The following is a 22,850-nucleotide window of genomic DNA, read 5'->3' as shown; positions in this document are numbered from 1 at the left end:
TCAACCGTGTTCAAGCTATTCAAGAGAGCAAAAGAACCCGACGTGACGTCGTGGGGAAGAGTCTGGTCGCCGGCGGGAGTAGTCCTGACCCGTCATCTGGCCGCGGACGGTGTGAATGTTGAGGGGAGCCTGGTCGAGGGCTATCTCACGCAACTGGCTGATGATGGCCTCGCCGGGCAAACAGACGATGGATTTCTGCTGGACTGGGATTCGCTGTACGGGGCTCTTGAGCGGTCGGACTATGCGCCTTTGCGCGAGATTCTTCGACTTCCCTCATTCACTGAGACCCGCCCCGCCCTTCGAAGCAGTCATTCGTTGTCCGACCGCGACTTTGCTATTGCACTGGATGGATGGCATTCCGACGAAGGGGGCGAATTTCGCGGTGCATTCACCGGCCCGGTCATGGCTGACGGACCTGCGGAGGCGCTCATGCGCCCCGCCCAGTGGGACCTTTTCAAGGCAGTGGTTGCGTTCTCACGGCGCAGCGAAGACGAACGTACCGATGTGGTCAATCGCCAGGGTTGGGGACGAATCCGCAAGCTAGCACTTGAAGCTGGTGCACGACTTGATGATTTCCTTTACCGGTCGGTGGTGGTGAGTCCGGAGAAACTTCATATCGGGCTGAGGCGTTCGGTCAATGTGTCCGATGACCACGTTGTTGAAATTGAGCCGGGTTTCGACGGGGCTCCTTCGGACTGGCTTGACGCCTTCGACCGCGCGCGAGAGATTCGTGACCGGTATGACATCGTCACCCCAGAGGGTATCGTTCAGGTTCTGGTCACACCGAAAGTGCGGACCGTGCTGCGGGAAATCAAACGGCTGCCCGGGCGGCGTGTGGCCGGTTCGCGAGCCCAGGCATTCCTACTGAATCCCTATGCCGCGCTGGGCGCGGACGCTGTCGACGTAATCGAAGAGGCGCAGTTTGAGCAGGCGCGTGAGGATGCTGGTCTTGACTACGAGCGTTTCGTGCCGGTATTCGAGCGCGACGCCGCGGGATATCCGGTGCGGGTTGGTCTGCTCATCGAAACAGCTGTAGCAAGCGGTCCGACTGCCTCGGAGAGCCCTTGGCTCAATGACGACGAGCTATCAGCTTTCGTCAAGGCACTCTCAAGGGCGCTGGCGCTTGGTCATCAGCTCCTCGCGTGGCAGGGCTACGACCTAGTTGTGCAGGGGGATGCCGAGCAGCATTTAAAGGACCTGACGGCGGCACTCGCGCAGCGTCAGACGCCGCCGACCCTTGTGTCCTATGCCCAGGTACATGACCTGAGCGGCTATTCAGCACGCATCGAGTCCATCGGTGTTGAAAAGCCTTACCACTCGGCGTACATCGCGAAGAAGAATGAGGGGGAGGGGTGGTTTCCTGACAATGTCCTGCCGGTCGTGGTCTACCAACCGAAAGATGGAGGCGAACCGGTCGCAGTTCCTACCAGCAAACCAGCCATCGAAAAGCTCAGGAAGGACGTGCAGGCCGCTGAGGCGAAGGGTTCAGCCGAGTTGGATGTCCCGTGGCTGAAGGACCCAATTTCGCTGGCTGATGCGAATGAGATTGTCACAACGTTCGAGGAAGTCTTCTCTGCGGTGGGTTCTGATAAGCCATTTGACCCGGAGCGTGGCCAACGCGAGCGACGCGAGGAGCGAAGGCCAAAGAAGCAGTTGGTGTTGCGGGCCAATATCCAGGCGCTCGAGTATGAGGAGATGCGCCGCGAGGCGCTGCAGGCTGTGCCCGCGCAACCGAAGCTCCCCACGAGCATCCGTCCAGAGTTCGCCCTGCTGCCGCACCAGCAGGAGGGCCTCGCGTGGATGCAGCATCTGTTCAGTCTGCAGACCGACTACCAGGTCCGGGGAGCAATCCTCGCAGACGACATGGGGCTGGGCAAGACGTTTCAGCTGCTTGCGCTGATGGCGTGGCTGCTGGAGCGGGAGCCCGATATGGACCCCATGCTGGTTGTCGCTCCCGTTTCACTGCTCGAAAACTGGGCAGAGGAGGCGAACAAGTTTTTTGAACCCGGTGCACTGCCACTTCTGACGGCCTACGGCGAGGGCCTCACCGGACTTCGGGTACCACGTGTTCAGATTGACCAGCGTCTGCAAACCGAGGATGGTCTCGTCAAGTTTCTGAAACCGGACTGGGTCGGCGATGCCAAGGTGGTCCTGACAACGTATGAAACGCTGCGCGACCTTGAATTCTCCTTCGCTGCGCAGAAGTGGTCGTTGATGGTGTGTGACGAAGCACAGCGCATCAAGAATCCTGCCGCAATGGTGACGCGCGCTGCCAAGAAACAGAATGTCGCATTCAAGATTGCCTGTACGGGAACGCCGGTCGAGAACACGTTGGCTGACATGTGGTGCCTGTTCGACTATGTTCAACCTGGTCTGCTCGGTGCTCTCAACGATTTTGGACAGCGGTACAGAAAACCGATTGAAGCCAGGACCGAGGAGGAAAAGGCACGCGTCGAAGAATTGCGGGCGCGCATCTCGCCGCAGATTCTCCGGCGCCTCAAGACGCAAGTGGACACAGGACTGCCACCCAAAATCGTGGTGGAAGACTGTCGGCAACTGCCGATTTCGGGTATCCAGCGCAACCTGTACGCCAACGCTGTAGATAGTTTCAAGAAGCGCAATGAGCCGAACCATACGACGCCGTTCAAGAACCACCTCGGGCTGCTGCATTATCTGAGGCTGGTATGCACGGACCCGCGGCCGTATGGACTGAGCGTATTCAAGCCGGAGTCCCCGAGCGCGTATCGCGCAAAGTCACCCAAACTCGACTGGCTCCTCAGGCAGCTTCATGAAATCAAGGCCAAGGGCGAGAAGGCAATAGTCTTCTGCGAGTTCCGTGAAATTCAGCGTCTTCTGCAACACTATATCGAGGCCGAATTCGGGTTGCGTCCGGACATCATCAATGGGGATACCAGCGCGTCGTCGAGTCACGTCGCCAGTCGCCAGAAGAGAATCAAGTCCTTTCAGGACTCGCCCGGGTTTGGTGTCTTGGTGCTTTCGCCCGTTGCTGTCGGGTTTGGTGTCAATATCCAGGCTGCAAACCATGTCATCCACTACTCACGAACCTGGAACCCCGCCAAGGAAGACCAGGCCACTGACCGGGCGTACCGCATCAACCAGAAGAAGCCGGTCTATGTCTACTATCCCGTTGTTCATGCGCCCGACTTCACGACTTTCGACGTCAAGCTTGACCAGTTGCTGGGCTACAAACGGGGGCTGGCAGAAGACATGCTGAACGGAGCGGGCGATGTGGCGCCCGCGGACTTTAACATCGCGGATGTCGTCCCCGACTCGCAGAGCGCCTCGATTGATGAGCGCATTACTCTCGATATGGCGCTTCGTATGGGATGGCAGCACTTTGAATGTCTTGTGGGAGCGCTTTGGAGCAAGCGTGGCTATGACTGCTATCGCACGCCTGGAACAAGTGACAATGGCGTCGACGTTGTCGCCATTGACGGTCATCGAGGGCAGCTTATCCAGGCCAAGACGAGCGGGACCGAAGGAATCAGGCTGGGATGGGAAGCCGTCAAGGAAGTCGTGGCCGGAGAGGCGTTCTATCGTCGTCGACATCCCGGTGTGACTTTCGAGAAGGTCTGCATCACGAACCAGTTCTTTAACCGGCAGGCGCAAGAGAATGCCACGTTGAACTGCGTTGAGTTGCTGGACCAGAAGCATCTTGGTGAGCTGCTCGACAGGCATAGGGTGACAATGCTTGAAGTCGAACGGATGCTGTTTGTCGAGTGGAATTCAGGTGAGCCAGTGATATAAGGAAAATGCACCGTGAGAGCGGGGCCCTGCCTATTCATGTTCGCCGCTTATGCTGCAACTTGGCCGACTGTCGACTTGGCGTCGGTTATTTCAACCCGCGGTGCAAAATGAACGGCGTCGACCAGAGTAGGGTGGACGCCGTAATGGCGGGCCAGCATCAGCATCACATTCCGTAACCGTCTAGTTCGCGTGCTGCTTGCGCGACGCCGGCGTGCAGAGTTCTCAATCCGTCATCCACCTTCAGGTGAGCGTAGGCTTTCATCACGGTCGCCAGTTTATCGTGCAACAGTTGGGCGACCGTCATGTAATCCTGCGGATGGCGTTTCAGGTGGTCCGTGGCAACAATATGTCTGAACGCGTGTGGCCCAAAGCCATCCGTGTCAGGTGCGTACCGAGCGGTTACAACTTTCACCCGTGCGGATAGGCCGTCTGCAATCCAGTTGCCGCACGGCTCAATGTCGATGGCAGCATAACCGGCTCCCCGGTTTGGCCCTTCGACGCCCGGCAAGAAGAGATAGTCCGTGTCGGTACCGAGTAGATGCGCTCGTGCTTCAGACAGATAGCGGCGAATCCAGGGCCAGACGGACGGTTCCACGGCTGCATCATATTCCTCGAACGCTGCACCCTTTTCGTTCTTGAAGTCACTCGGGTCAAACCGCAGACGCCAGCCTCCATCGCTACTTTGATAGAGGTTCGGGCGGTCGCCCCGAAACCGCATCACGCTGAACTGGCCGACCCGCAATGGATTGCTGACTAGCATCTTGCAGAGCAAGACGTCGCGAATCCACGCAACGTAGTCCCGATGGTGCGCCTGCGGTGGTTCGTCTGCTTCCAGGTCGCGCACCATCTTCACCAGACTTTTTAGTGGAAAATCGCTTGCCAGTATCGACTCAATGCGTCGTGCAGGGCTGCGGACACAACGCACGGGGGACTGTGCGGCAAGCGACTTTTCCAGCTGAAGCAATTCGCGATAAGCCTCCTCACAGTGGGTGCGCCACGCCTGCTCAGGATTGTCGTGAGCTGCAATATCATGCGCACGCTTGTCGCCGGCGAGGCAGAGGTCGTCGGCTAGTTCGGAGTGCAGCCACAGGAAACCCGTACTCGGTCGCAGATGGGACCGGGCGTTGCTCAACAGCGTTATCACACCATGATGCGTGACGTTATTGGCCCGCATGCGAAGAAACTGGACAAACGACTTGATGTGGACAGTCGATGTCAGCCAGGCAAGCGTATCTGCATGCTCGAGTGGCACAGTGCGCCCGCGAACCGAATGCGTTGTGATGAAGCCGAGGAACGGTGCAAAGACGCTCCAATGCACTCCTGCTGTAGCGCACACCGAACCATCGCAGACATTCGCCCAAATAATACGAAATCCACTGCTTTCGACGGACTTGAGACGCCAACTGTTTCGAGCTGTCGCGCCGTCGCGGGTCGTGTCAGTCTTGAACCTAATCAGTTCCTCCCATTGAGCCTTCAGGCGGGCAGTCGGCCGAATGTGACATATGGCTTTCTCGCCGCGCTTCGCTTTGGGTGACTTATCCTTTCTCGGGGCAGCCGCCTCGGCAGCTCGGCGTTCGTATCGTTCGCGACGCCGCTGCGGTAACCGGTTAAGCAAAGTGTTCGGAGGCAGTCCCAAAGCTTGCTCAAGCCCGGGAATCTTCGCGAAGATGGATTGGTATTGTGGAATCTCGTGTCCCTGTATCCACCGGCCGAGGACTTGAGGGTAGATTCCGGATAGTCGACCTATCTGGGCGAGGGTTTCTCCGCTGCGTTCAACGGCGAAACCCAATGCGTCACTGAAGACGGCCGGAAGCACGTCGTCAATGGACACGGCGTCATACAGTTGCTTCAGCTTGTGCAACTGCTCCTGGCGGTCTTTTTGGGTACGGCTTGAGAGCTGCGTGGCAATCTCGTCCTCATACCGTCTGAATGCCTGTGCAAAGCGGGTGCTCAGCTCTTCGGCGACAGTGTCCTTTGCGCTGACTCCGAGCACTTTCATCCAGCCGTGCAGGGCGGAAATAATATTGGCAACCCGCTGAGCCGACCAACCGTCCGCGGCAAGAAGCTTCCGCACGTGATGCTCGAACTCCCCGTATGTCAGTCGGACGTGTCTGTGCTCGTGCGATTCGGAGCCGGGATTACCGACAGTCAGGTCAGGATGGTGAAAGGGCGCGGTCACGGCGACCGTCCGCGCCGGAATAACGGCTTCGTTAAGCATTTTCTAACGGCTAAATCCCATGCAAGTCTCGCCCAGCAAGGCAACGCGCGAATGCGGACGTACTGTATCTGGTTCGTAAAATGCAGGAGCACTGCCGTTATGTGTTTCGCAGCGTCCCGCGGCGCGCGGAGCGTTGCGACGTCCATCAGCGATGGCCAAAGCGTCGCAGCGTTCCAAAGGCATATAGCGACGTCGGATGAACAGGCTGTTTTAGGCGAAAAGAGGGAGGAAGGGGAGAGCGGTTCAAGCCCTGCCCAACATGTGCGGATTCGGAGTCACGCACACAACGCGGATGGGCGTGGCCTGACAGATGGCCGCGCTCGGGAGGCCGGGCTCCTTGACCACGAGCTTTTGCGTTGGTGTCAGGGCGCCGTCGAGGCGTGGCTGCGAGCGTCATGGACGTCGTTCCGCGACCGAGTCGGTACAGCCATCCTGCGACGAGGCAGCACTCTTGGCTCTGCCACCACGAGTACGATTTTTTGAGCGGACGCGTTTAAGACACCGCGCCAGCATCAACCGGATAACCGAGGCGTTAAGTTTTCGGCTTATTGCGGTCGCCCGTGGTCTGGCCGCCTGCGTCGGCTTTCTTCTTGCGGCCGGTCTTGATGGATACAGGGCGCTCGGTAGGTTCTAGGAGCAGTTGAGACTCGTGAACGCCGAGCGCATTGGCGAGCGACACCAGAGTGTCCAGAGTTACGTTCGCCAAGCCCCGCTCAATCTGCCCGACGTGATTCCGGTGCAACCCCACGCGGTCAGCGAGCACCTCTTGCGAGATGCCCAGCTTCCCGCGTAACAATTTTAGATTCGCACCGAGCCGCAGCCGGGCAGCCTTTTGGTGAGGTGTTGTGGTGTCTTCCATATGCGACAGGAGCATCGCCCATCGCCAGCTGTGAATCTACCCTATTTAAAGTGGCAGTTTATAAACTGCCAATCTTTACATTGCATGTTTTCCGCCTTAGACTGGGCACCCATCGGCCACCCGGGTCGCAGAGAGCGCATGTCCTCCCTGCGCAGGGTTACCGACTTATAGGTGGCCCCGGGTTTGCTGCTGGTGCAGAACGTGTTTGGTGCCGACGCCTGCTAGGAATGGCGTGCAATCGTGTGACACCGAGACAGGCTGCCGTCAACGGGACGCGATGTAACAGGAGCAGTGGTGATGTTGGCTTATGTAGTAGAACCGGCGCGATTCAGGCAGGACGAGGATATCGCCATTGCCGTGTGCGTTGGCCGTTTCGGCTCAGACCTGCGATGGACGCAAGAGCTGTACACCCGGTGCATACAGCACAGCGGCGTTCCAGACATTTGGGCTGACGCATATCACGCTTTACACCGATATGAGAGCGCACAACTCATATCGGAGGACGGTCCCGTGATAGCAAATAGGCCTGTGCCGACTACACAACGGGGCCGCGTAGCGCATGTGACCTGCCTCGTGGAGCGGGAGCGAGCGTCTGTGCAAAATGCGGCCGGTCGGTTCACAGTATCTGTTGACTCGGTAGGGCGAGTACGTGGGGAGGCTGTTGCCACTGGCCAGCGGGCGGTAAAAATTGCGCGAATGCGCGTGGACCCATCTCATTCTGCTTCAGAAATCGGCCTTGCTGTGCTGCTCCATCTGGCTAGTAGAGACCATCAACCCGCGGTCGCGGACATCATGCTCCGTATGCGGCGGGGAGACCCGCTTTGAAGCGTCGCTCGTTTGGTACTGGTCGCGTTCTGCGGGATGCAAGTCGACGCAGCAATCGGGAGACTTCTTTGCGATTGGCTTCATCCGGCAATGTGCCGGGCTACTGGCGAAGATGACACTGGAGACTCGTGTCGTGCGCTCCATCCGCCGGCGCAAGAGCGTCGTCATTCTTCGCTCGGAGGTGTCGGGACTGGGAAGCCAATCGCAGCTGACCCGTGTGCTAGCCAAGCTGGTCGCGACTGGACAACTGATACGAGTAGGCCATGGCATATATGCCAAAACCCGCATAAATCGATATACAGGCCGTCCCGCGCCGGCCGCAACGTTCGAGTCAATAGCTGCGGAGGCTTTCAAAAAGCTGGGCATTTCCGTCGGTCCGGGAAAGCTCGCGAGAGAGTACAACGGTGGTACGTCCACGCAAATACCGATGGCGGCAGTCGTCACCACTGGCCGACGACGTATCAGCCGGCGGATTCAGGTTGGTAGCAGGAGAGTCGTGTACGAGCGCGGTAATCAGGACACGCCATGAGACGAATCGAGACGCGAGAGGACTAGCCATGTGCGATGCCCGGGGTATATCGCAACATAGCGCTGCCGTGCAGACGGACGTCGCTGTGTATCTGGGTGACTGCAGTGGCGATACCTTGTTCGTGGTGTGCGACGGCACTTCCATCGAATCGGGCGGTTTGACGTCGCAGCGCGCTCTACGGGCGCTCGCCTATCCGACACCGCGTGGCCCATACCCGGTGTCGGAGCGCTTCACGATTTTTGTTCATGAGACTTCCCGCCGTGCAGCTGCGGGCACTCGGCTAGTGGCCACCTTTCGAATTGACATTCTATGCGAAGGAAGTTTCGCTTACGCCAGCGCACGAACGGCTCAATTGATTGCGCAGCTCCCACCCGCAGCGTATGTGATTGGCGACGACGTCATTACCACTGCCCGTCGCGTGTTGGAGGCTTGGCAAGCGGCTCTTCAGACAGACGGCGATAGGCGATGCTAAATGAATTTGCGGGGCCGACGTACGAGATACCGCGTCCGCGACGCCCAGGCGGGCATGTACTCTTTCTCGATTTCGACGGGGTGCTGCATCCAGAGAATGTATTTTTGCTTCACAGGCGTGGTCCAACTTTGCAGGACTCCCCGGGTCACCGACTTTTTGAGCACTGTGAACTTCTTGAAGAACTGCTCGCGTCGTACTGCGATGTTCACATTGTCCTTTCGACATCGTGGGTGCGTCGCTATCGCGGGAGTATCCACCGCGTGTCGCACAGGCTGACACCTGGTTTGCGGGTAAGGGTGATTGGAGCCACGTACCACTCGAGGATGGATGCCGCCGAGTTTGCGCAGGCACCGAGGGGCATGCAGGTATGGGGCGACGTCCTGCGCCGCAAACCGTCCGCGTGGCTCGCGCTCGACGACGATTATCTGCATTGGCCCGCATGGTGCCGCGAACAACTTGTGCGCACAGACCCTCTGCTCGGCATCGGCGAGCCGCACGTGCTTGCGGAACTCAAAGCAAAGTTAAAAAAGGTGTTTGGAGGGGATGGTGCTGAAAGTCACGGTTGAATTGTGGCCCGGTGGTCGCGAGTCGGGGCGCCGAGTCATTGCGGCAGCGGATATTGGCCGAATACGTGATGGCGCGTTTGCCGATTATCGAGTGCGTCTCGAGGAACAGTTGCTCAATGGCGTCGGTGACGAAGCCGTCGTGGCCGACTACCCGAGATGGTCGGCCTCCGTGTGGAACCTTGTTGCACGCTGCCGTGCTTCCGCGCTAAATGACGTTCGAGAGGCGCTGCCGCCACGACCGATGCTCCCGCTGGCACCCGTGTATGAAAGAGACGGGCGAGGCTACGTGATGGCCACGCGAGAAATCCCAACTCAACAGCGCGCCATAGCCTCGCATACGTTGACAATTTTTTGCGCGAGTTGCTCCGCCGTTTGGCACCGAAAGCGAGTGTATTTGTCGGCGCTGTCCTCCGCCTTGCTCGGTTGGATGACCCACTTGTCGGATGCGTCCCTTGCTATGTGACGTAGTTCTTCCATTGGTACGAGCCATGTGGTCACGAATTCCGAGAGCTGCGGGTTGAAAAGCGCTGCAAGCAAGTATGCCCGCCGCGCTTCGTTGAACGTCGCTTTTCGGACTTGAAAGTACGCGACGTTCCCTCTCTCGTCGGAGCGGCGCTTGCGAGTGGTGACGGTGCGACACTTGAGTTGCATTGCGACTGAACTCCCAGTCTCTTTGTCGAAAAACAGCACGTCGAGTCCGTCATCGTCCGCTATCGGCCTGAATGGCGAAAGGCGGCCATCGCTTGCCTTCATGACGGCGTTGACCAGGAGATTTTCTCCGATGACGCCGACTTGTGTGGATGTCAGTGGCATGTAACGACTCCTTGCCTAAGCTGGCGCGTCGCGCGGGGCACTGCTTACGCCAGAGCGATTCGACAACGTTGTGCATGAACTCGTCTGCGGACCGCCCATGGTAGGTCCACTTGCGGAGGTCTTCGTCAATCGGGACCAGGACGGAGCTCACAAATCCGTTTCGGTCGACCGTCAGCGCTAACGCGTCCTCCAATGGCGCCCATTTTCCGGTATGAGTGACGTCCGCCAACGGCGAATGTGTCGCCGAGTTCGAGTGTCATGTGGATTGGGCTTAGGTCGCAACGCTACCTTAGTGCCGTACTGTTCCGATTGCGCTCCATGGCGTCGAGAAAAGTATCGAAAGCTCGCTCGACGAAGGGCCGTAGTTGCGACTCAACGGAAGGCCATTCTGAAGTACGGAACCGCATGAACATAACGTCCAACGGATTCTGATTCGCGCGAATCGCTTGGTCAACGCGAAAGGGTTCATCCTTGTCTGATGTCGCGATGACCTTCAATGTGCCTGATGGCCCAAGGAAACAGGTCGACGACGTCGGCGAGCCAGACATAGGATGGCGGTCGAAGCGGAGAGACAAGCACGCCAAGACGCCAATGTACCTATCGTTCGGAATGTACGGACGACGGTCGTCGTCGACCACCACATCTTGAATGTTTTGGCATATCAAGAACTGGAGAGCGAACGTCCTGTTCCTCTGGCTATCGAGATGTCCAACTGCCAATTCGACGCCGTTTGATGCGAGGTAATAGCCGTAAACGCCTCGGCGTGGCTCCTCTGCATCTTGCACTGCGGCTGTCAGAGCGCCCTCGACGGGAAACGCGGCGCCTATTTTGACCAGCTCGCGACGAAACCAATCACCGACCTGCGCCCGGACCTCTAAGTGCAACGCCTGCTCGTGCGCTCTTTTGTCTCGGTTGTCGGCCAAGCGTCTAGTGTCTTCTTCTACGGCGCTCCGCAGTCGGGCTAGCTTTTCGGTTGCTGACGGCAAGATGGGGGCTGCGGCGACCACTTGGTCCCAATCTTGGATGCGAGCCAGCTCCAAGTCGAGTGTTCGCATGTCTCTTATTCGATTGGGAAGCGTGCAAATCATGCGACCTAGTAAGCTTCGCACCAAATCGAATCGTCCCCCTGATTTTAGCTGCCGTGCGAAGGACGGGTCTGCCAACCGCTCTCGTGGCAATTTCGCGCCGCCCGTGAGCATGTAATAGATGACTTTGCCTAACGAATACACGTCGACTGACGGGGTTACTTCGAGCGGACCGCCATCCTCTAGCTCGGGCGCCATGAATGCCCAGGGCCCAGCGACCTCGCCATGCTCGGTTAAGCGTTCTTGCTCACCAAGTAACGCGATACCGAAGTCCGCAAGCCATACGTCATTGCCCATCCCCGCAAACAAGATGTTCTTCGGCTTGACATCTCTGTGAATCACGCCTGCGTCGTGCGCCGAGCGAAGCGCGGCGGTGAGTTGTCGGGCGACAATTAGTGTGCCGTCGAGATTGTCCTTATATCGGCTGACGCACGCTTCCAAATCACCACCGTCGGCGATAGGCATTACGAGATACTGTTTCGATGGTCCTGAGGCGTCGTGGTCGAGCGCGGAATGGTCAAGTAATTTGATGATGTGGGGGTGGTCCAGCCGCTTAATGGCCTCAACTTCGGTAGCGAATCGTGCGTGACGTTTCGGATTTTTAACACGCTTTAGCGCAGCAAATGGTGCGTCGAGGTTGTACAAGTCACGGACCTTGAATACCTCACTCTGGCCGCCTTGGCCCAATTGGCCGACGGTCTCCCATCGTTCGCCGTATTTCTGTGCCATGTGTCACTCGGGTCGTTGGTACACGATACGTTAGCTTTGCTTAAGCTAACACAACTGTGACGTCTGCTTTTCAGTCATTGCGAGTGGTTGCGTTGCACGCGCTCTAACTCGCTGCACTGTCGGCGCGCTTTCAACTTGTATACGTGTCCCCGATGAGCTTGCGGAATTATTGAGCGAGTTCAATTGCGACGCGGCCACATGCATAGTCGACTACTTTGCTGCTCACCTTCGCAGCGCCACGCAGGTTGACGCCATTGGAACCATCGACCAAATGGCTCTTCTCTGCAAAGGTGAAGACGCTAGGCAAGGACAATCGTTGATGCGTTGCCTCAGTCGCTCGGTCGCCGCGTTCGTTGCCGGCTGGATGGAATTCATCCCTGCCGACGACAAGGAATTCGTTCTCGTCGAGTTTGTGAGCACGGGGTCAAGGATGGACTGAGTCGTTTCTGCTTGGATGGGCGGCCTCAGAATCGAATCACCCCCTGGGCCAGATGCGGACCGTGCCTAGCGGCGCATTGAATCCGGTAGTCGGAAGGAAGTCTTTCACTTAAAGAACAGCTTTTCATATCTGGATTGTGGTGAGTGTCTTGAGCTATGGGGCGAAGCTCCCCCTAACCGGGGATACGAGCCTCACCCCTGAGCCTGCGCGCTGGATTGCGGAGCCGGTCTCTCGTACGGGGCATCAGGGTCGTGTGCATCGCCCCGACACGGCCAGACTGTCCCAAGGCATGCACGCCTTGCCGCTCACCCTCTTGCCGATGCTCCCAGGTCGCGCCCCCGAGCCTCCCGCTTGGCGCTATTCAGCTGGCCGCGGGGTATTGAGCCCTCTCCTCCAGCAAAGGGTATACATTGGCGACTTTAAATTCGGTGAAATCTCCGGTTTAGATACCGACCGAGGCCTCATCAGACCGGCAGCCGGAGAATGTAAGGGCACGACGCATCCAGCCAGGTGGTCACGCAGAGGGTGACCCCGACGCTGGCAAGTTCAGCGCGGACGCGGAACGGTGCGACCCCAGAGAAGTGACCTTATGGCCGAGCCACGCCTGACCGTGGCTATCATGTGATGACTGGTCCTGTCGCGGGAAGCGGTGAGCCTCGTTGGGACACAGAACTGGTGCTCGACTCGCCCGATGACGATGTCTTCGCGATTGTGCGCAAAATCCTCGAGAGCCTTCTTCGTGGATGACAGTGCTGAGATTCCTAGTGACGAAGAAAAGAAGTAGGCTCAATCGACCTCCGCCTTGGCTTCTGCCACCCGCGCGCCAAACTCGACTTCGAGGTTGTATGCCAGGTCGAAGGCTCGGCGAATTTCTTCCGAATTCTTGCTGCTTTTGGCCGCTCGAAAGATATCAAGAACCTCTTCAGCGCGTATCCGTGGTACGGATGGAAACTTTGCCTCAAGCACATCGAGAACTTCTTCTTTGTGAAACTCGCAGCTCGGCGACGAGAACCCATCGAGCGCGTCTGCGATTCCTTGATATTTCGCGCCGAAAGCTTCTGCCGCAATACTGCGATTGAGTGTCTCTGCTTCGTCGAGCTTGCATGCCTTGATTACCGCCCAACCTTTCTTCGTCACTTTGACATAGAGTCGGTGGTCCGTAATTCGAATATGGTCGGAATATTTGTCGAAGTAAGGATGTATCCATCGGAAACTCCCGCTCCAGGTTGGATAGTCTGATGGTGGATTCAGTCCCCGGACTTCGAGCGGGTCGAACTGGCTCTTGTTCGTATTGCATTGCTTGCAGGTTATGACGAGATTCAGCGGCTCAAACGTGAACACTGGATATCCGAGAGTCTGGGCTCTTGCCGATATGGTCGAACGAAAAACCACATCCGGATTTAAGTCTTTCGTCCTTTTCTTGGGGAGAACATGGTCGATTTCTCTGAGCCCGTTAAGATTGTCGGAGATATGTGTCTGACAGTATGCGCAACGAAATTTCTGCCGACGTAGCAGGTCTATCCGTAAAGCGGAGATTCCAGGAAGAGTCGTGCTCCACGCGCGGCCCCTATTGTCTCTGATAGTCTGGCATAAGGCCGCACTGAGGTCGTCTGCGGAAAGGCCTTCGCACATCACTTTGAAATAGGCCATCATGCATCCCCTTCGTTGTTAGGTGCCTTCACCTCGTCAATGATTGAAATGAAGACCCGGCGCATCGGGTCATGAGCGGGAAGCTGCAACATTAGCTCGCTTATTTCATCAACGAGTTCCGCGAGTCTGAGAATGTGCTTTTCTTTGCCGTCTGCTATCAATCCAAGAGCTTGGTCTGCCACACGAGAGAATTCCGGCGCACGGGTCGACGACATCGAAAACACCTCTTCAAGCACATCGGTCGCGTTCCATCCGTATGTCGTTTCAAGCAAAGTTGAGGTCACTACTGGATGCTGACCGGCTCCGTTGCGCTTGAGACCAAGTACGCATCCAGACACGGAAGAGATACTCGACGCAACAAGTGCAGAATGCGTTGCCACTACCACGTGACATCCCGTTCTACGCGCAAGCATCACGTGCAGAGCGGGAAGGTAGTCTCTTTGCCAACTAGGGTGAAGACTGTTTTCGGGTTCATCTATCAGGATGGCGCAATCGTCTTCGGCTTCGAGCGCGACGCCGCACATGCTGGATAACCAGTGCCATTGCCCCGAACTCAAGTCTTCGCCAAAGACAGCGTTCTCTACGGGGGTTCTGCCGCGGCTTTCGGGCGTTTGAGCGTCAAATGCGATGTCGCGGAACTGTATGATGCGCAGAAGGGCGAGATAGTAGAGCGATTCAGCGTTCGAAACGTCATGGCTAGGATTCCGGCCATTGACTGGTCGGGGTTGCGTCACCGAGATTGGTGACGCCCAAGGAATTTGCTGAAGCGCTAGCAGCTTTGCGAAAACCTCGCCCGCGAAGTCGTAGTCTTCCAATATACGCATGCCAAACCGGAAGGCTGCGGCGTAGTCAGATGCTGTCTCAGACGCTCGCCTCAGCCGACGCTCCGATGAGGCTTCCTGCACGGCGACAATGAGCTCATCAACGGTGGAAACGTCTTTCGTTAAATTGAATCGAATCCAAACAGTTGTGGGAAGGGCGAAGCGATTGAACACGGCGCATATTTCGGTTGACGCCTCTGGGAGCCGGGAGACGTTTTTTAGGAAGAGGTAAGCAAGACTACGCTCGCTCTGCTTCGAGCCGGCCATGCCGTTGACGGCTTTTTGCCCGATATAGATGAAAGGGCTCCGGTCGTGAACGGTGAACATCGAAGTAGGTCCCGGTCGTCCCCCTCGCGGAAACCGGTCGAGGGGCGTGCCCGAGATTGCAATGACCTTACCAGGAGCGTTTTCGTTTTGGTATTTCGCAGTCGTCGTTATTACTGGATGCCCATCTGACTCGTACTTGGCGATGCCCAGACAAACGTCCGTAAGAAGTCTCAACGCTAGACTCTTCGAGGCGCCGTTGGCGCCAATGAGCACCGTTGTGTAATTTGCAGATGACTGCGCTTGCATGTCTTTTGGAAGCAGGGGCAGTCCATTCTTGAATGGCCCGATATTCGTTTGGATTGACTTTATTCGCATTTTTTATGTGCGGCAGACGCCTCGCCAGATGCCCTGACATTCAGGCCAAGATTGACAGATTATTCCTATGCTTTGAGAAAGACCTCGTCGCGATGGTGCTGCATATATTCTTCTGCATCATCCGAGAGCGCATCAGTTAACCGCATACCCGCTCTGAGCCCAAAGGCGGTAGCGGTCTCACGCGTGAGTGACGCCGAGCGCAGCAGCTTTCCCCGTTCGTCGAATGTGATGAAACCCTTGTCAAAAAGCGCATCCAGTCCAGCTGTCAGTAGCAGCCCGTTGTGAGCAGAAATGCACTCTATTGCTGTCGAGTCTTTATATGGCTTGATATGAGACGCTCGCAAAAGCAGCGGCTCTTCAATGCCCGTGACTGCGCAGGCCCCCTTCCAACGTAAGAAGAGCGCATGCCGAAATCTCTGCTGGTGCAGGCGAGCCTGTTGCAAGCGTTTGACTGTGGTGGCGGTGTTAGCAGGGACCTTAAGTACGTCGTCACTGTCGACAACGCTACCGCGCACGAATGATTTGACTCTCCTGAAGTCCCTCCGCGAGGGGTACAGATAGCGGACGCTTTGCGGTGGGTGCAACCCGAACAATATCTGAAAGTCTTCCGTGGTCGTGAAAGCGCTGACGTTGCGCGCGCGGTAGTGCCATTTCTTCCGCTCCTCGTCATAAATGAGACCGGCATCGTCACCAATCCATACTCGTGCGCTTTCTCCCGCCTCTGCCTTCTTGTACACGATGACTCGGTCGTATTCGCTTACAGGGGCAGGCCAATACCCTGTGGACAAAGTACCTGTTTTCGCATTGAATGAGAACTGGTCCGGCCTCTGATTTGCCGTCAGCTGAATCATGACGGCCTGCTTTCCGTCCTTGTAGCGCTTCGAAAACAGCTTATTGTCAAGACTCACTGCGGGTCTCCAATGCGAATGAAACTGCATCCACAGGCTCGAACGCGGCGGCGGTCAGGAGATTATGAGCGAGCGAGAGCCTTTCTGATACTCCGAACAACTGGCGATTCCGACCTGAGTTCCGTTGATGAGCCGTCAGCGCGTCTCGGGCGGACCTGCATCCGCGGAACAGACGATGTCACTATATGTCGAAATTGCAGGGTTTTCATGCTCGGATGACTGATGCAATGTTGCGAGTATGCAGCATGCATGCATCGTTTCATTGCCGCAGGGACGAACTGGGCATCAGTTGAGGCCGTCTGTTGGCGCGGATGGAGGGATGTACAATTCCGTGCACTTGGACGAATCGAGCGTTCAGCTTCCATCAGAGTTGGGGTTGTGCCTAAAAGCGCAACGCAATTCAACGTCGGTGTGGGAACCAGGTATAAAGGGTTGGCGGCCGAAGCCGTAATCGACAGCGAAGAACAAAGGGACTGAGGGCACAATATGATTCCAATTCTTCCCGCCAATGCTTGGCGGGAGTTCAGGGGCGCGGCCGCCAACAAAGGGCAGAACCACACTACCCATCAGGCGGTCATTGCCGACGCAAACGGACGTTTGCACAAATGCTTTGTCAAAGCGGCTCCTCTTGGCAACCCCATGGTGCTCACTGAGAGCATCGCATGGATGATAGCTGCTGCCCTCGACCTGCCTCGGCCCGAGTTCGCAGCTGTCGTTCTCCTGCCCGTTGACAGGCTTCGCCAGAGCATGGCGCTGGACCAGCATTGGATGAAGTACAAAGAGGTACCAGCCTTTTGCACTTCAGCTGTTCCCGGCAAGCACATCACCGCGCGGTGGAAGTGGCTACAGGCCGCTCGAAAGGCTAGTGCGTTCAAGCACCGCGACATCGCAAGAATCGCTGCATTCGACCATTGGGTCGAAAACCAGGACCGCCATACCGGGAATTTCCTGCGGACGTCGGGTGGAGACTATATCCCCATCGACAACGAGCTCATTCTCTACACGCTAATCTGGCTAGCAGGTGGTCTCCAATATGCGCACAATAGTTTGCGCAAGGAGGCCCGAAATCTGCTCAAGCAAGCGGGCTATACCAAGTTTGAAGCGTCGATGGCGGTGGCATCCTTGCAGCATGAACAGGCTCTCGTGCAGGTCGCTCCATCGCTGGAGGAATTCATTTCGAAGGTGGTTTCCGACTCGACTGAAGCCGCAACGCTGACAGCAAACGTTCTGCAGTTTCTGGGACATCGCGCTCAACGCGATTGGCTAGCCAATGAATTGGGGTGCATCGTATGAGAACCTTGTTCATGTCGACGGGCTCAGACCCTCTTGCTCATATCAGACGCCACGCGCTCGCTGTGCCTGCGCCCGAATTTGAGGGCGTCTGGGCGACCATCGAATTGCAACCAGATGCTTTCGCGCCCCAACGCTACACCGTTGGAGTTATTGTCGGCACACGTGGGGGACCGTTCAGCTTCCGCTTGCTCGATGACCTGTCGAAGTTCGAATGTATCTATGGCCGGGACGACCTTGGTCAGATTCGCGAACTCATGGAAGCGGCCGAGCAGGGCATGCTGCGTGCGCAGAAGAATGGGGCGGGTCTCGGAGACGTGCCATTCGAGACGGACGCTATCTCAATCGGAAGTCAGTGGGCGACTTCAGGCGTGTCTGTGGATGCCGTTCTGAGTCGGCTCTATTACGACGTCATGCCTCTTGTTCCTCGTGAAGAACGGAAGACCCGTGAATTCATCACGCTCGACAACGCCGCTGTGCGCCGTCTTGTTGATGACGAATTGAAGAAAATTGCCGGGTTATCATTTGAGAGAATTAGTACCGAACCACAACGAGCCCTTCTCGATGAATCGACGGGTCAGTCTCACTGGCTCGAATTCAATCTCGCCCCCCCCGGCAAGGCTGGAAGCGTCATCTCAGCGGTGTACAAGACTCCGACTAGCGTTGAGCTAAATTTCTTGCGCGCATCGAGAGACCTGACGACCTATGCCCGGGTGAACCGGCTTCAGGACCGAGGCCTTGGGCTTTTCGTCATGACGCCGGCACCCGACAGCATGCCCGCGCTAGACCGCGAGAGGATTGAAAATATCCTTGGCGAGCAAAGTTGGAGCCTTGAGCAACAGGGCTTCGTAGTATCAGCTCATGATGACCCGGGCCCACTGGCACGCGACGTTTATGAGTGGGCGTCGGTCGATTGAGAAGGCTCTCTAACAGTCAGCAAGCTCAATATGTGCCGACAACCTCACGGGAAGGTCGGCCCGGCGGTCGCGGGGATGTTTCGATGCGCACAGTGGAACGACCTCGGACGGTCTTTCGCGGCGCGTCTACCTTCACTCAGGAATAAGGCACCCCAGATTTGCCAACCGGATACCCATGGCTTGTGGGCTGACTTCAAATTGGGCCGCAAGTGCGCTTGTCACTTCTTCGGCGGAGCTGTCGGGCGACTGTTTCCGGTTCTCAGCCAACTTCGTATAAACCCAATCGGAAGGCATCAACAGGGCAGCCGCAAACTGGTTGGCAGCAATTTCCTGTGGGTCTATTGCTCGGCCACTGTTCTCGTCCCTTCGAAGGACCGTCCCGTCAACGAACATCTCTCCTTTGTGCTGTAAGACGAGATGCCCAAGCTCGTGCGCAATGGTAAATCGTTGGCGGGTTCTGCTTTGATGCGAGTTCACTCCAATCAGGCACTTTCCCGGCTGATTCACCAAGAGTCCCGACAGGTCAGATTTCAAGGTTTGGAACAAAACCTTGCAGCCCATTTGTTTGGCGACAAGTTCGACATCGACTGGTGCTTCGGTCACACCAGCGGTCTGAAGTGTCTCTCGGGCTGTATTTTCTGGGTTTGCCATGTTTTAGCGCTTTTCTTCGAGAGAGGCGAGAACCTCGGGCGAATCTAGGAATTCTCTAGCCCATTGCCTTTCTGTCTCATCACCAAGCTTGGCCAGTGAACTCTCCAACTCGGCAGGAAGCTCCGACTTCTCCTTGGACTCACTTCTTGGAGGTAGGAGAGATGACGGTTCTGCGTCAACGGCATCAGCCAGTTGATAAAGCATGTGTAACGAGACCTGCTGTCGTCCCTTCTCGATATTGGTGACAGACGTGCGTCCAAGCCCGACCTTCGACGCCACATCATCCTGCGTCAGGTTGGCTTTAATTCGGCGCTCGCGCAGCGCCCGCCCGAACTCTTCATAGAACTTGTCCATGTTCGGCAGTATAACGCGCAACGCGCATATGTCAATATTGATGACTTGTCAATGAGGATGGCATTTCCGGCAAAAGGTCACGGACGTTGACATTGAGCTACTTCTGGAGGACACTCGTGCTGACATCGAATGGTTCGATGTCACTGGTGCAAACGTAAGAGGTAGCCATGCACAACCCTGAGCAAACCCCGGGCGAACACGCCCACGGCGACCATGGCGAGCAGCCGGGACGCTCCCTGCCGCACCATGAAGACCACGGCGAGCAGCATGCGCACCGTGAACCGAATGGCCACCACGAGCACCACGCCCATCACGGCCACCATGAACATCACGGCCATCACGTACACCACCCGGCGCCGCACCTCGTCACCGTCAAAATCGACAACCGCCCCGTCGAGATTGAGGCGGGCACGTATCTGGTTGCAGAGCTGAAGAAGAAGCTGGGTGTTCCGGCCGACAAGGTGCTCGAAAAGGTCCTCGGCCCCGGCGACTTTCCACCTCTCGACGATAACTCGCACATTCACGTCGTCGGCGGCGAAGAGTTTCTCAGTGCAGTCCGCACCGGGAGCTCGTCGTGATGGGGGGCCTCGACGACGAACGACTACGGCCGTTGCTAGCCGTAGTCCCTGGTGCCAAGGTGTTCATTGATGGACCGGAGGTATTCGTTCATCTGCCCGCACTACGGCTCCAGGTCGGGGACAACACCTACATCCTCGATGCGCTGTTGGCACCGAATGGGGCCAACGGCTATACGAGCCGTCTCTACCTGTCGCAACGGATTGCAGAGCGCGAGCAAATTGCCGGCAAGCCTGCAAACTGGACAGAGCGCGTTATTGCTGGTCGCGTATGGCACGTCTGGTCCTGGCAAGGGGTTCCGTCGTCGTTGCCTTTGCTGGACATGCTGGGTGCACACATGGTGGCGCTTAAATGACATCCATCACGATTAGCCCGACGCTGGTCGCAGAACTTCACCGCGACCTTGACCGGCCACATGCCTTCGCCGCGGAACGGGTGGGGTTCCTCGTCTGCGAATCGACGATGGCAAACGGCGTGTGGACCATCACGGCTCAGCGATACATCGCGATTCCGGACGGTGAGTACGAGAACAATCCGCGGGTCGGGGCGTGCGTTTCTTCGAGCGCTTTTCGTCGTTTGCGCGCAGCGGCGCACATGAGCCCCGTGAGCATCTTTCACGTGCACCGGCACGACCACCGCGGAACGCCCGGCTTCAGCGCCGTAGATGTACACGAAAACAAGCGTTTCATCCCTGATTTTGTCAATGTTCGCCCTGAGCTACCTCATGGTGCGATTGTCTTCAGCCTCGATTCTGCGAGCGCGGTCTTCCTGGGGCCGGGACAGACACAACTCGCAAGGGCCGGCGTATACCTGCAAAAACCTTATTCGCAAGCGGAGTTGCATCATGGACAACCGACACAGTCGTCAAAGCTTCCTCGGGGAAACGTCGGAAGCGACCATCAAGAACACGACCGTAGCAGTCATTGGATTGTGCGGTGGTGGCTCGCATGTGTCGCAACAATTGGCGCATATTGGCGTCGGTAAGCTCGTCCTTGTTGATAGTGACTTTGCGGAAGACTCTAACCTCAACCGCATGGTCGGGCTGACTCATGCCGAAGCGCAGGCAGAAGCGCGAAAGGTCGATGTCATCAGCGCGCGCGTAGCGGCGGTCAGCCCTGAAACGGAAATCGTCAGACACGATGGCCCGTGGAGCCTCGCGCTCGAGGACCTGAAAGAGGTCGACTACATTTTCGGATGTGTTGACACGATGGGGGCGCGCGACGAGCTCGAACGATTCGCGCGTCGCTATCGCATTCCGTACATCGACATCGGAATGGACATCCACGGCGAAGAAGGGCGCTATTTCATCAGCGGTCAGGTCATCGCTTCGCTGCCGGGCCAGCCGTGCATGCGGTGCATGGGGTTCATTACTGACGCTGCTCTGGCAGCAGAGAATGCGCGTTACGGCGCTGCCGGGGGACGCCCTCAAGTCGTCTGGCCGAACGGCGTTCTCGCCTCGACTGCTGTCGGAATTTTTATGGCGCTCCTTACCTCGTGGAACGACACGACGCCGCCGCCGATTTATGTCGAGTACGACGGCAACCGGTGCACGACCGGGCCGAGCCCTAAATTGGGCTACCTGTCGCCGGGCCTCTGTCGCCACATGGATGGAACCGAAGGTGCGGGCGACATCTTCTAGAGGAGATTGCTTCGCTGTCTCGCGCCGATTAAAGCGTGCCGTATTCAAAGCGACCAAGATGAGGTATGCAAGGTGCGTGAGCAATTGTGCCCGCGCGGAGTGCATGCCTGTCTTCCCGTACTGACGCGCCAACCGTTGCCGAGTTGGCTTGCAATCGCACGCGGGAAGCCACCAGCCGACGCTTGGGGCGTCCGCTCCTCGATAACTCGATTTGTGGGTGTAAAAACAAAACATGAAGCTGAATGACGCGGAACTCTCTCTGAAACCAGATACTGGCAGATTTGCATGGTGGAAGGTCTTGGCACCTGTGCTCGGCGCAGCGACATTGTATTTTGCGTATCTCGTCGGAGTGACCTTCCACCAGACGTTTCTCGAGCGCTTCGGCATCAACCCGGGCTCTTTCCCCCAAGGCCGGAGTGACTATCTCGTGCTTGCTGTCCTTGCCGTCATGAAGGACCTCGACATCATCTTCGGAGCTACGTTCAAGTCGAAGCCTGTTCTGGTAGTCATCGGCGCATTGCTCATTGCTGGAATTCTGGCCTTGGTACTGGGGCAGGGCGCAGCCAAGCTTGGAAAGCTCCATCGCGGGCGGGCTCCCGTCAGTACGCGCATCAAGCTGCTCACGACCTATCTGCTCGTCCTTCCTTTGGGAGGGGCATATCTCATGTTCGCAGTTCCTGTTTTCTTCGCTGCTGTCCTGATTGTTCCGGTAGAGCTTGGCGTCGCCGCGGCAAACGCGTTTGCGAACGACGACATCGCAGACTACGTCAAGGGATGTTCGGCTCACGCGCACGGGCAGCACTGCTTCCGGCTGATGGATGGGAGCAGTGTTATCGCGACCGGATTCATCATCCAGCAGTCAAAAGAGGCGGTCGCCCTCTGGGAAAACGGTAAGGTCAAATTGCTACCCGTCACGAATCGGTCCCTAGAATCTGTGGACCAGTTCATTTCAACATCACACTGACACGGCGGCCTGGGTGTTGCAGTTGAATTACTGGCCTTCGTTCATTAAGTCGGAGGTGACGCGCGTGTGTCTGCGCAAGCAGATAACGGCAATGAGATAAAGGCGGAGCCACCTAAACAAGAATATGTTCAGAAC

The 22,850-nt window shown here is 57.2% G+C and carries 19 protein-coding genes; 9 read left to right on the top strand and 10 right to left on the bottom strand.

Features of this window, described 5'->3' with window-relative positions:
• The first annotated feature begins 6 nt into the window (after window positions 1-6).
• On the top strand, window positions 7-3,768 hold the full coding sequence (locus C5O79_RS32625; RefSeq protein WP_131932079.1) for an SNF2-related protein: 3,762 nt from the start codon (window positions 7-9) through the stop codon (window positions 3,766-3,768).
• Window positions 3,769-3,931: 163 nt separating this feature from the next.
• Here the strand turns inward: C5O79_RS32625 and C5O79_RS32620 are convergent, their stop codons facing one another.
• The 3 genes from C5O79_RS32620 to C5O79_RS38280 form a co-directional block, all read right to left on the bottom strand.
• Window positions 3,932-5,986, bottom strand: coding sequence for a hypothetical protein (locus C5O79_RS32620; RefSeq protein WP_131932077.1), 2,055 nt, complete (start codon window positions 5,984-5,986; stop codon window positions 3,932-3,934).
• Window positions 5,987-6,518: 532 nt separating this feature from the next.
• Window positions 6,519-6,860 (bottom strand): helix-turn-helix transcriptional regulator, encoded by a 342-nt coding sequence (locus C5O79_RS32615; protein WP_131932075.1) that lies wholly within the window; start codon window positions 6,858-6,860, stop codon window positions 6,519-6,521.
• 708 nt (window positions 6,861-7,568) lie between these two features.
• Window positions 7,569-7,838, bottom strand: coding sequence for a hypothetical protein (locus C5O79_RS38280; RefSeq protein WP_165935654.1), 270 nt, complete (start codon window positions 7,836-7,838; stop codon window positions 7,569-7,571).
• On the opposite strand from C5O79_RS38280, the gene C5O79_RS38705 reads away from it, so the two are divergent.
• A complete protein-coding gene (locus tag C5O79_RS38705; RefSeq protein WP_131932073.1) occupies window positions 7,783-8,199 on the top strand; it encodes a DUF6088 family protein in 417 nt (138 codons plus the stop codon). The two genes, C5O79_RS38280 and C5O79_RS38705, sit on opposite strands and share 56 nt — an antisense overlap.
• A 465-nt stretch (window positions 8,200-8,664) precedes the next feature.
• Window positions 8,665-9,237: an HAD domain-containing protein gene (locus tag C5O79_RS32605; protein WP_131932071.1), complete on the top strand. Its 573-nt coding sequence runs from the start codon at window positions 8,665-8,667 to the stop codon at window positions 9,235-9,237.
• Window positions 9,238-9,549: 312 nt separating this feature from the next.
• Here C5O79_RS32605 and C5O79_RS32600 read toward each other — a convergent pair whose 3' ends face one another.
• The 5 genes from C5O79_RS32600 to C5O79_RS32580 form a co-directional block, all read right to left on the bottom strand.
• Window positions 9,550-10,050, bottom strand: coding sequence for a hypothetical protein (locus C5O79_RS32600; protein WP_131932068.1), 501 nt, complete (start codon window positions 10,048-10,050; stop codon window positions 9,550-9,552).
• A gap of 284 nt (window positions 10,051-10,334) precedes the next feature.
• On the bottom strand, window positions 10,335-11,864 hold the full coding sequence (locus C5O79_RS32595) for a serine/threonine-protein kinase (protein WP_131932066.1): 1,530 nt from the start codon (window positions 11,862-11,864) through the stop codon (window positions 10,335-10,337).
• A 1,225-nt stretch (window positions 11,865-13,089) separates the two neighbouring features.
• Entirely contained in the window at window positions 13,090-13,956 is an 867-nt protein-coding gene (locus tag C5O79_RS32590; RefSeq protein WP_131932064.1) for an HNH endonuclease domain-containing protein, read from the bottom strand.
• Complete coding sequence (locus C5O79_RS32585; RefSeq protein ID WP_165935653.1) at window positions 13,953-15,101, bottom strand: AAA family ATPase; 1,149 nt, start codon at window positions 15,099-15,101, stop codon at window positions 13,953-13,955. The genes C5O79_RS32590 and C5O79_RS32585 overlap by 4 nt, the downstream gene beginning before the upstream one ends.
• A gap of 380 nt (window positions 15,102-15,481) precedes the next feature.
• Complete coding sequence (locus C5O79_RS32580; RefSeq protein WP_131932060.1) at window positions 15,482-16,324, bottom strand: HNH endonuclease signature motif containing protein; 843 nt, start codon at window positions 16,322-16,324, stop codon at window positions 15,482-15,484.
• Between the two features lie 486 nt (window positions 16,325-16,810).
• Between C5O79_RS32580 and C5O79_RS32575 the strand changes: the two genes are divergently transcribed.
• Both C5O79_RS32575 and C5O79_RS32570 read left to right on the top strand, forming a co-directional pair.
• Window positions 16,811-17,617, top strand: coding sequence for a HipA family kinase (locus C5O79_RS32575; RefSeq protein WP_131932058.1), 807 nt, complete (start codon window positions 16,811-16,813; stop codon window positions 17,615-17,617).
• Window positions 17,618-17,628: 11 nt separating this feature from the next.
• Window positions 17,629-18,531, top strand: a complete 903-nt coding sequence (locus tag C5O79_RS32570) for a hypothetical protein (RefSeq protein ID WP_165935652.1) — start codon at window positions 17,629-17,631, stop codon at window positions 18,529-18,531.
• A 132-nt stretch (window positions 18,532-18,663) separates the two neighbouring features.
• On the opposite strand, the gene C5O79_RS32565 is transcribed toward C5O79_RS32570, so the two are convergent.
• Both C5O79_RS32565 and C5O79_RS32560 read right to left on the bottom strand, forming a co-directional pair.
• Window positions 18,664-19,182 carry an ImmA/IrrE family metallo-endopeptidase gene (locus C5O79_RS32565; protein WP_131932054.1) on the bottom strand — a complete coding sequence of 173 codons (519 nt, stop codon included), beginning with the start codon at window positions 19,180-19,182 and terminating at the stop codon, window positions 18,664-18,666.
• A gap of 3 nt (window positions 19,183-19,185) precedes the next feature.
• Window positions 19,186-19,536, bottom strand: a complete 351-nt coding sequence (locus tag C5O79_RS32560) for a helix-turn-helix transcriptional regulator (RefSeq protein WP_131932052.1) — start codon at window positions 19,534-19,536, stop codon at window positions 19,186-19,188.
• A gap of 167 nt (window positions 19,537-19,703) precedes the next feature.
• Between C5O79_RS32560 and C5O79_RS38410 the strand changes: the two genes are divergently transcribed.
• The 4 genes from C5O79_RS38410 (at window position 19,704) to C5O79_RS32540 (ending at window position 22,715) form a co-directional block, all read left to right on the top strand.
• Window positions 19,704-20,114 (top strand): hypothetical protein, encoded by a 411-nt coding sequence (locus C5O79_RS38410; protein ID WP_205746238.1) that lies wholly within the window; start codon window positions 19,704-19,706, stop codon window positions 20,112-20,114.
• Window positions 20,114-20,467, top strand: a complete 354-nt coding sequence (locus tag C5O79_RS32550; RefSeq protein WP_131932050.1) for a hypothetical protein — start codon at window positions 20,114-20,116, stop codon at window positions 20,465-20,467. Before C5O79_RS38410 ends, C5O79_RS32550 begins: the two co-directional genes overlap by 1 nt.
• Window positions 20,468-20,956: 489 nt before the next feature.
• Entirely contained in the window at window positions 20,957-21,751 is a 795-nt protein-coding gene (locus C5O79_RS32545; RefSeq protein WP_131932048.1) for a ThiF family adenylyltransferase, read from the top strand.
• 232 nt (window positions 21,752-21,983) lie between these two features.
• A complete protein-coding gene (locus C5O79_RS32540) occupies window positions 21,984-22,715 on the top strand; it encodes a hypothetical protein (protein ID WP_131932046.1) in 732 nt (243 codons plus the stop codon).
• Window positions 22,716-22,850 lie beyond the last annotated feature (135 nt).

The sequence above is a fragment of the Burkholderia sp. SRS-25 genome, from assembly GCF_004343765.1.
Taxonomy (GTDB): domain Bacteria; phylum Pseudomonadota; class Gammaproteobacteria; order Burkholderiales; family Burkholderiaceae; genus Burkholderia; species Burkholderia contaminans.
The sequence above is the reverse complement of the archived record's forward strand: the minus strand, read 5'-3'. Positions and strand labels throughout refer to the sequence as shown.

Coding starts and splice junctions, on each gene's coding strand:
- C5O79_RS32620 (WP_131932077.1), bottom strand. CDS start 5,986: ATGCTTAACGAAGCCGTTATTCCGGCGCGGACGGTCGCCGTGACCGCG.
- C5O79_RS32615 (WP_131932075.1), bottom strand. CDS start 6,860: ATGCTCCTGTCGCATATGGAAGACACCACAACACCTCACCAAAAGGCT.
- C5O79_RS32575 (WP_131932058.1), top strand. CDS start 16,811: ATGATTCCAATTCTTCCCGCCAATGCTTGGCGGGAGTTCAGGGGCGCG.
- C5O79_RS38410 (WP_205746238.1), top strand. CDS start 19,704: ATGCACAACCCTGAGCAAACCCCGGGCGAACACGCCCACGGCGACCAT.
- C5O79_RS32550 (WP_131932050.1), top strand. CDS start 20,114: ATGGGGGGCCTCGACGACGAACGACTACGGCCGTTGCTAGCCGTAGTC.
- C5O79_RS38705 (WP_131932073.1), top strand. CDS start 7,783: ATGACACTGGAGACTCGTGTCGTGCGCTCCATCCGCCGGCGCAAGAGC.
- C5O79_RS32540 (WP_131932046.1), top strand. CDS start 21,984: ATGAAGCTGAATGACGCGGAACTCTCTCTGAAACCAGATACTGGCAGA.
- C5O79_RS38280 (WP_165935654.1), bottom strand. CDS start 7,838: ATGACGACGCTCTTGCGCCGGCGGATGGAGCGCACGACACGAGTCTCC.
- C5O79_RS32605 (WP_131932071.1), top strand. CDS start 8,665: ATGCTAAATGAATTTGCGGGGCCGACGTACGAGATACCGCGTCCGCGA.
- C5O79_RS32565 (WP_131932054.1), bottom strand. CDS start 19,182: ATGGCAAACCCAGAAAATACAGCCCGAGAGACACTTCAGACCGCTGGT.
- C5O79_RS32570 (WP_165935652.1), top strand. CDS start 17,629: ATGTCGACGGGCTCAGACCCTCTTGCTCATATCAGACGCCACGCGCTC.
- C5O79_RS32585 (WP_165935653.1), bottom strand. CDS start 15,101: ATGTTCACCGTTCACGACCGGAGCCCTTTCATCTATATCGGGCAAAAA.
- C5O79_RS32590 (WP_131932064.1), bottom strand. CDS start 13,956: ATGATGGCCTATTTCAAAGTGATGTGCGAAGGCCTTTCCGCAGACGAC.
- C5O79_RS32545 (WP_131932048.1), top strand. CDS start 20,957: ATGGACAACCGACACAGTCGTCAAAGCTTCCTCGGGGAAACGTCGGAA.
- C5O79_RS32560 (WP_131932052.1), bottom strand. CDS start 19,536: ATGGACAAGTTCTATGAAGAGTTCGGGCGGGCGCTGCGCGAGCGCCGA.
- C5O79_RS32600 (WP_131932068.1), bottom strand. CDS start 10,050: ATGCCACTGACATCCACACAAGTCGGCGTCATCGGAGAAAATCTCCTG.
- C5O79_RS32595 (WP_131932066.1), bottom strand. CDS start 11,864: ATGGCACAGAAATACGGCGAACGATGGGAGACCGTCGGCCAATTGGGC.